Consider the following 7,629-nt stretch of genomic DNA (forward strand, 5'->3'; position numbering starts at 1 on the left):
ACAGTTCCCGGGCGGTCGCCCAGCAGTGCTTCCTCACACCACGACCAGCGTCTCCAGCGGTGCGCCGTGCAGGTGCGAGGCGAGCTTCGCGCGCCCCGGCAGGAAACCGAGCTCCATCAGCACGACCACGCCGGCCAGCTCGGCGCCGGCCTCCTGCACGAGGTCCAGCGAGGCGGCGATCGTCCCGCCGGTGGCCAGCACGTCGTCCACCACCAGGACCCTCTCGCCCGGCTCGAACGCGTCGCACTGGACCTCCAGCGTCGCCGACCCGTACTCCAGGTCGTACGAGCGGGCGAACACCTCGCCGGGCAGCTTGCCCTTCTTGCGGATCGGGACGAACCCGAGGCCCGCGGCGAACGCGGCCGGCGCGGCGAGGACGAACCCCCGCGCCTCCAGCCCGACCACCTTGGTGGCGCCGAGCTCCTTCGCCCGATCGGCCAGCGCCCGGGTCAGCGCGCCGAACGCCTCGGCGTCGGCCAGCAGGGGGGCGATGTCCTTGAACAGGACGCCCGGCTTCGGGTAGTCCTGCACGTCCCTGATCCGGCTGTTGAGCAGCTCGGACAGGGCGGGGTCGGTGGTGGAGGTCACGGGGGTTCCTTCGCGGAGGGTCAGCGCTTGCCGGACGGCCGTCCCTTGCCCCGGGTGCGGCTGGTCGGCTGGTTACGCTGTCCGACCATACCGGCCGCGACCTCCTCGCCGGTGCCGTCCTCGCTGTCGGGCTCCTCACCCCGGGCGGCAGCCTCGGCCGCCGCCTTGGCCTCCGAGGCCCGGCGCTGGGCGACCCGCTTGGCCAGCGCCTTCATGTCCGGGGCCTGCTCCTTGAGCTGCGCGAGCAGCGGGGTGGCCACGCAGATGGAGGAGTAGGCACCGGCCGCGAGGCCGATGAACAGGGCCAGCGAGATGTCGTTCAGGGTGCCCGCGCCCAGGAAGCCGCCGCCGATGAACAGCAGCGCCGAGACCGGGAGCAGGGCGACGACCGTGGTGTTGATGGAGCGCACCAGGGTCTGGTTGAGGCCGTGGTTGGCGGCCTCGCTGTAAGTGCGGCGGGTCTGCTTGGTGAGGCCCTTGGTGTTCTCCTTCACGGTGTCGAAGACGACGACCGTGTCGTAGAGCGAGTAGCCGAGGATGGTCAGGAAGCCGATCACGGTGCCCGGGGTGACCTCGAAGCCGACCAGCGAGTAGACGCCGATGGTGATCAGGAGGTCGTGGATCAGGGCGACCAGGGCGGCCACCGCCATCCGCCACTCGAAGGCGATCGCCATGTAGACGGTCACCAGCACCATGAAGACGATCAGGCCGGTCAGCGCCTTCTTGGAGATGTCGGCACCCCAGGAGGGGCCGATCACCTGGGCGTTGATGTCCTGCTCCTGGACGCCGATCGCCTGCGAGAACTCCTTGGTGAAGGTCGTCGCCGGGATCGACTCCTCGGCGCTGACCTGGACCCGGACGTCGCCCTTGTTGGTGGTCTGCACCACGGCGGTCTTGGAGCCGATGATCTTGTCGGCGCTGTCCTTCGCCTGGGTGGCGGTCAGACCGGGCTTGTGCACGGTGTAGACCGAGCCGCCCTTGAACTCGATGCCCCAGTGCAGGCCCATGAACAGGCCGATGCCGGCCACCAGGACGATCACCGCGGAGATCGAGTACCAGATCTTCCGCTTGCCCACGAAGTCGAAGGAGACCTCGCCCTGGTAGAGGCGGTGACCGATGTTGCGGAGCGACATGGTCAGACCTCCTGGGTGGTGGTGGGACGGCGGCGGGAGCCGCGCAGCGGCGGACGGGCGCCGAGCCGCTTCGGGTCCAGGCCGGACAGCGGGTGGCCGCCGGCAAAGAACTTGGTACGGGCGAGCAGGCTGATCAGCGGCTTGGTGAACAGGAAGATCACCACGACGTCCAGCAGGGTGGTCAGGCCCAGCGTGAACGCGAAGCCCTGCACCTTGCCGACCGACACCAGGTAGAGCACCGCGGCACACAGGAAGGACACGAAGTCCGAGACCAGGATGGTGCGCCGGGCCCGCGGCCAGGCGCGCTGCACGGCGGCCCGCAGCTGGGCGCCCTCGCGGACCTCGTCCCGGATCCGCTCGAAGTACACGATGAACGAGTCGGCGGTGATGCCGATCGCGACGATCGCGCCGCAGACCGCGGGCAGGTTCAGCGCGAAGCCGATGCCCGCGCCGAGCAGGCTCATGATCGACCAGGTCAGGACCGCCGAGACGAGCAGGCCGGCGATCGAGATCAGGCCCAGGCCGCGGTAGTAGACCAGCGAGTACGCGACCACCAGGACCATGCCGATCAGACCGGCGACCAGGCCGGCCTTCAGCTGCTCGGAGCCGAGCTGCGGGGAGACGGTGGTGACGTCGCTCTTGACGAAGTCCAGCGGGAGCGCGCCGTAGCTCAGCACGTTCGCAAGCGACTTGGCGTCCTCGGAGCTGAAGGTGCCGCTGATCACGGCGTTGCCGCCGGTGATCGACTCCGACACGTACGGGTGCGAGACGACCTGGCCGTCCAGCACGATCGCGAACTGGTTGGCCGGGGAGGTCTGGGTGGCCAGCTGCTTGGTGGTGTCGGCGAACGCCTTGGAGCCGGCGTCGTTGAACGACAGGTCGACCATCCAGCCCTTGCCGCCCTGGGTGTCGAGGGCGGCCTGCGCCTTGGTGACGTCCTGGCCGTTCACCGCGACGCCGCCGAGCACGAACTTGTACCAGAGGCCCTCTTCGGCGTCGTACGAGCAGGCGAGGGCCGGCTTGGTCGGGTCGCTGCCCTGGTAGTTGATCCGCTGGTCCTCCTTGCTGCAGTCCAGCGCGGCGTACTTCTGCTGCAGGGCGAGGGTCTCGGCGTCCGGGGTGGGCGCGGCGCTCGGGTCGGCCGCGGGGGCCGAGGCGTCGGCGGAGGCGGACGGCTGGGCCGAGGCGGAGCCGCTCGCGGAGGCGGACGCGGAGGCCGTCGGGTCGGCCTGCAGGGCGCCGGACAGGGCGCGGCCGGCCTTGGTGGCGGACGCGGAGGCCGAGGCGCTCGCGGAGGAGGAGGCCGACGCGGAGGCGGCGGCGGAGGCGGACGCGCTCGGCTGGGCCGAGGCGTCGGCGCCCGTGGAGGCGGAGGCCGACGGGTCGGGCTGCTGGGCGGCCGCGCCGGACGGCTCGGTGGTCAGCACCGGGCGGAAGTAGAGCTTGGCGGTGTCACCGACCTTGTCGATGGACTGCTGCGTGTTACCACCGTCGGGGATGTTGACGATGATGTTCGCGTTGCCCTGGGTCTGCACCTCCGCCTCGGAGACGCCCATGCCGTTGACGCGCTTCTGGATGATGCCGACCGCGGTGTCCAGATTGGTCTTGTTGATCGCGGAAGGATCATCCGACTTCGCGGTCAGCGTGACGCTGGTGCCGCCGGCGAGGTCGATCCCGAGACGCGGCTTGGTGTTGCCCGTCCCGAACATGAGGGCCACAAGGCCGACGGTGACCACCAGGATGAGCGCCAGCGCCCGTCCCGGGTATCCGTCGCGCGACCGCGACTTGGGTGTTGCCACCTTGCTCGTTTCTCCCTGTCCATGCCGCCCGGCGGCCGGCCTCCGGTCCCGCGCTGGGCGGGTGCCGGAAGGCGGCGGACGCACGACGGCCCAAGAGTCCTGTTGGGCTTGCGGCGGGTGCCGCTGGTCGAGGGTGCCCCGACCGTACTACTTGCTCTCGGGAGCCTCGGCGTCGGCCTTCGCCCCGTCCTTGGACAGGCTCAGCGGCTTCTCGTCGGCGTCCACGGCCTCGGCGTCGGCGTCGGCGTCCTCGACGGCCTCGTCCTCGGCCGGGCGGCCGTTGATGATCGCGTCGTACTCCAGCGGCTCCAGGACGGCCGCGATCGCACTCTTGGTGTAGTGGACCACCGTGCCGGGGGCGACCTCCAGCTCGACCGTCTCGTCATTGACCGCCTTCACCAGCGCGTACATGCCGCCGATGGTCCGGACGCCGGATCCCGGCTGCAGAGCGGACTGGGTGTTCTGCATCTGCGCCTGCCGCTTCTTCTGCGAGCGGAACAGCAGGAACATCATGAGGAGCGGGACGATGATGATGATCAGGTTCACGGCCAGGGTCCTTTGTGGGCCGCCTTCCGGCAGCCAGTGCGTGTACGTCGGCCCGTCGGGCGAGAGGGGCGGTCCGGCGGAGTCTAGGCGACCCGCACTCAGGGGACAACGCCAAGCATGCCAGTGTGCCGCCGAAAGTGGCGAGCCTTGGCATGCACATAAACTCCCGGTAAGGCGCCCGAGTTATGCCTGGCCGTCGACCCACAGGCCGTTCTGCTGAACGTTCCGCGCCGCACCCGCCGCGCCCGGCGACTGCGGCGGGGTCAGCCCGAGGTGCTGCCAGGCCGCCGCGGTGGCGATCCGCCCGCGCGGGGTGCGCGCCAGCAGGCCCTCCCGGACGAGGAAGGGTTCGGCGACCTCCTCGACCGTCTCCGCCTCCTCGCCGACCGCCACCGCCAGGGTCGACAGGCCCACCGGGCCGCCGCCGAACAGCTTCAGCAGCGCCTCCAGCACCGCCCGGTCCAGCCGGTCCAGGCCGCGCGCGTCGACCTCGTAGACCTCCAGCGCCCGGGCGGCGATCTCCCGGGTGACCAGGCCGTCGTGCCGGACCTGCGCGAAGTCCCGCACCCGGCGCAGCAGCCGGTTGGCGATCCGGGGCGTGCCGCGCGAGCGCCCGGCGATCTCGGCCGCGCCCGCCGGGTCGATCTCCACGTCCAGCAGGCCGGCCGAGCGGTGCACCACCTTCTGCAGTTCGGCCGGGGCGTAGAACTCCATGTGGCCGGTGAAGCCGAAGCGGTCGCGCAGCGGCGGCGGCAGCAGGCCGGCCCGGGTGGTCGCGCCGACCAGCGTGAACGGGGGCAGCTCCAGCGGGATCGCGGTGGCGCCGGGGCCCTTGCCGACGATCACGTCGACCCGGAAGTCCTCCATCGCCATGTACAGCATCTCCTCGGCGGGCCGGGACATCCGGTGGATCTCGTCGAGGAACAGCACCTCGCCCTCGGCCAGCGAGGACAGGATCGCCGCCAGGTCTCCCGCGTGCTGGATCGCCGGGCCCGAGGTGATCCGGATCGGGGCGTTCAGCTCGGCCGCGATGATCATGGAGAGGGTGGTCTTGCCCAGTCCGGGCGGGCCGCTCAGCAGCACGTGGTCGGGCGCCGCGCCGCGCTTGCGGGCCGCCTGGAGGACGAGCGAGAGCTGCTCGCGCACCCGCTCCTGCCCGATGAACTCCTCCAGCAGCTTGGGCCGCAGCGCGGCCTCCACCGCCTGGTCCTCGCCGTCGGCGGACGCCGTCAGCAGGCGGTCAACGGGCTCGGACTCGTAGGGGCTCATCGGAAAACCGCTCTCCATGTCGACTTGGTGACGTGTCGTCACATTGCTTCGGCGCTGTTCAGCGGGCCCGGTTCAGCCCGCGCAGGGCCAGCCGCAGCAGGGCGCCGACGTCCGGCACGGACTGCGCCTCGGCCTCCGGCGTGACCCGGGCCACCGCCTCCTCCGCCTCCCGCGGAGCGTAGCCCAGGCCCACCAGCGCGGAGTGCAGCTGCTCGTGCCAGGGCGCCGGGCCGGACGCCACCGGCTTCTGCGCGGGGACGCTGCCGTGCGGGGCGCCGAGCTTGTCCTTGTACTCCAGCAGCAGCTTGGCCGCCTTCGCCTTGCCGATGCCGGGCACCGCGATCAGCGCCTTCTCGTCGCCGCCGGCCACCGCCACCCGCAGCGCCTCCGGCGAGTGCACCCCCAGCATCGCCTGGGCCAGCTTCGGCCCGACGCCGGGCGCGGCCTGCAGCACCTCGAAGGTGGCCCGCTCGTCGTCGTCCGCGAAGCCGAACAGCGTCAGCGAGTCCTCCCGGACCACCAGCGAGGTCGCCAGCCGGGCCACCTCCCCCACCCGCAGCGCCGCCAGCGTGGCCGGCGTGCACTGCACCGCCATCCCCACCCCGCCGACCTCCACCACGGCCACCCCGGCCCCCAGCACCGCAACCGGGCCCTGCACGAAGGCGATCATGGCGAAGTCGTTCCTCTCGATGGTTTCGGTGCTTGGTACGTCCCGGGGCCCGTCAGGGGCGCGGGGAACTGCGCGAGCGGCCCGGCGCCCCGGCGCCGTGCCAGGAGCTCCCGCCCGCGCCGTGGGCCTTGATCGCCGCGGTCAGGCGGTTGGTGGTGCCGCCGCGCCAGATGTGGCAGATGGCCAGGGCCAGGGCGTCCGCCGCGTCGGCGGGCTTGGGCGGGGCGTCGAGCCGCAGCAGGCGGGTGACCATGGCGGTGACCTGGGCCTTGTCGGCCCGGCCGGAGCCGGTGACGGCGGCCTTGACCTCGCTGGGGGTGTGCAGCGTGACGGGGATGCCGCGGCGGGTCGCGCAGAGCACGGCGACCGCGGACGCCTGCGCGGTGCCCATCACGGTGCGGACGTTGTGCTGGGCGAACACCCGCTCCACGGCGACGAGTTCGGGCGAGTACCGGTCGAGCCAGGACTCCAGGCCCTGCTCGATGGCGAGCAGCCGGGGGCCGATCTCGTCCTCCGCGGGCGTGCGCACCACGCCGACGCCGAGCATCGTCAACTGCCGCCCCGGCAGCCCTTCGACGACCCCGACGCCGCACCTGGTCAGCCCGGGGTCCACTCCCAGCACTCGCACGGCCACACCTCTCCTTGACCTGCGCAGGTTACCCCCGGCCGCTGACAACCGGTTCCGGACACGCCTCCGCCCGGCGGCCACCAGCGGGCCACCGGGCGGGGGAAGGGCCGGGATCAGGCGTCCAGCTCGGCCATGATCTCGTCGGAGACGTCGAAGTTGGCGAAGACGTTCTGCACGTCGTCGCTGTCCTCGAGCGCGTCGATCAGCTTGAAGATCTTGCGGGCGCCGTCGGCGTCCAGCTCGACCTGCATGCTGGGGACGAAGTTGGCGTCGGCGGAGTCGTAGTCGATGCCCGCGTCGACCAGGGCGGTGCGGACCGCGACCATGTCGGTGGCCTCGGACATCACCTCGAACGCCTCGCCCAGGTCGTTGACCTCCTCGGCGCCGGCGTCCAGCACGACGTCCAGGATCTTGTCCTCGTCCACGCCGTCGGCCTTGGGGACGATGACGACGCCCTTGCGGTTGAACAGGTAGGAGACCGAGCCCGGGTCGGCCATGCTGCCGCCGTTGCGGGTCATCGCCACGCGCACGTCGGAGGCGGCGCGGTTGCGGTTGTCGGTGAGGCACTCGATCAGGACCGCCACGCCGTTGGGGCCGTAGCCCTCGTACATGATGGTCGAGTAGTCGGCGCCGCCGGCCTCCGCGCCGGAGCCGCGCTTGACGGCGCGGTTGATGTTGTCGATCGGGACGGAGCTCTTCTTCGCCTTCTGGATGGCGTCGTAGAGCGTCGGGTTGCCGGCCGGGTCGCCGCCGCCGGTGCGGGCCGCCACCTCGATGTTCTTGATCATCTTGGCGAAGAGCTTGCCGCGCTTGGCGTCGATCGCGGCCTTCTTGTGCTTGGTGGTAGCCCACTTAGAGTGGCCGGACATCGCCAGCTCCTTTTCGTCGCCAATGGGAAATGAACAGGGGAGATCCTACCGGTGCCGCACCGGCGGGTGGCACACGGTCACCGCGCCACCCCGGGGCGCTCAGCGCCCGGCGGCCTCGACCATCCGG

General features: G+C 71.5%; 8 protein-coding genes. All 8 read right to left on the reverse strand.

Annotated features, from left to right (window positions below; translation table 11 throughout):
- Positions 1-33: 33 nt before the first annotated feature.
- Positions 34-588 (reverse strand): adenine phosphoribosyltransferase, encoded by a 555-nt coding sequence (locus tag ACFUEL_RS30570; RefSeq protein ID WP_380240026.1) that lies wholly within the window; start codon positions 586-588, stop codon positions 34-36.
- A gap of 20 nt (positions 589-608) precedes the next feature.
- A complete protein-coding gene (gene secF / locus ACFUEL_RS30575; RefSeq protein ID WP_380240027.1) occupies positions 609-1,721 on the reverse strand; it encodes a protein translocase subunit SecF in 1,113 nt (370 codons plus the stop codon).
- A gap of 2 nt (positions 1,722-1,723) precedes the next feature.
- Entirely contained in the window at positions 1,724-3,520 is a 1,797-nt protein-coding gene (secD, locus tag ACFUEL_RS30580) for a protein translocase subunit SecD (RefSeq protein ID WP_380240028.1), read from the reverse strand.
- Positions 3,521-3,667: 147 nt separating this feature from the next.
- Entirely contained in the window at positions 3,668-4,066 is a 399-nt protein-coding gene (yajC, locus tag ACFUEL_RS30585) for a preprotein translocase subunit YajC (protein WP_380240030.1), read from the reverse strand.
- A 183-nt stretch (positions 4,067-4,249) separates the two neighbouring features.
- Entirely contained in the window at positions 4,250-5,335 is a 1,086-nt protein-coding gene (gene ruvB, locus ACFUEL_RS30590; protein WP_380240031.1) for a Holliday junction branch migration DNA helicase RuvB, read from the reverse strand.
- A 58-nt stretch (positions 5,336-5,393) separates the two neighbouring features.
- Positions 5,394-6,005, reverse strand: coding sequence for a Holliday junction branch migration protein RuvA (gene ruvA / locus ACFUEL_RS30595; protein ID WP_380240032.1), 612 nt, complete (start codon positions 6,003-6,005; stop codon positions 5,394-5,396).
- 52 nt (positions 6,006-6,057) lie between these two features.
- The gene (ruvC, locus tag ACFUEL_RS30600) at positions 6,058-6,633 is read right to left on the reverse strand and encodes a crossover junction endodeoxyribonuclease RuvC (protein ID WP_380240033.1); all 576 of its coding nucleotides are present in this window, start codon (positions 6,631-6,633) and stop codon (positions 6,058-6,060) included.
- Positions 6,634-6,746: 113 nt separating this feature from the next.
- Positions 6,747-7,502: a YebC/PmpR family DNA-binding transcriptional regulator gene (locus tag ACFUEL_RS30605; RefSeq protein WP_380240034.1), complete on the reverse strand. Its 756-nt coding sequence runs from the start codon at positions 7,500-7,502 to the stop codon at positions 6,747-6,749.
- Positions 7,503-7,629: the final 127 nt, after the last annotated feature.

This window comes from Kitasatospora sp. NPDC057198 (genome assembly GCF_042670125.1).
Taxonomy (GTDB): Bacteria; Actinomycetota; Actinomycetes; order Streptomycetales; family Streptomycetaceae; genus Kitasatospora.

Bases quoted from the DNA above. Each gene is read 5' to 3' on its own strand.
- secF (WP_380240027.1), bottom strand. From the start codon at position 1,721: ATGTCGCTCCGCAACATCGGTCACCGCCTCTACCAGGGCGAGGTCTCC.
- ruvB (WP_380240031.1), bottom strand. From the start codon at position 5,335: ATGAGCCCCTACGAGTCCGAGCCCGTTGACCGCCTGCTGACGGCGTCC.
- ruvA (WP_380240032.1), bottom strand. From the start codon at position 6,005: ATGATCGCCTTCGTGCAGGGCCCGGTTGCGGTGCTGGGGGCCGGGGTG.
- ACFUEL_RS30605 (WP_380240034.1), bottom strand. From the start codon at position 7,502: ATGTCCGGCCACTCTAAGTGGGCTACCACCAAGCACAAGAAGGCCGCG.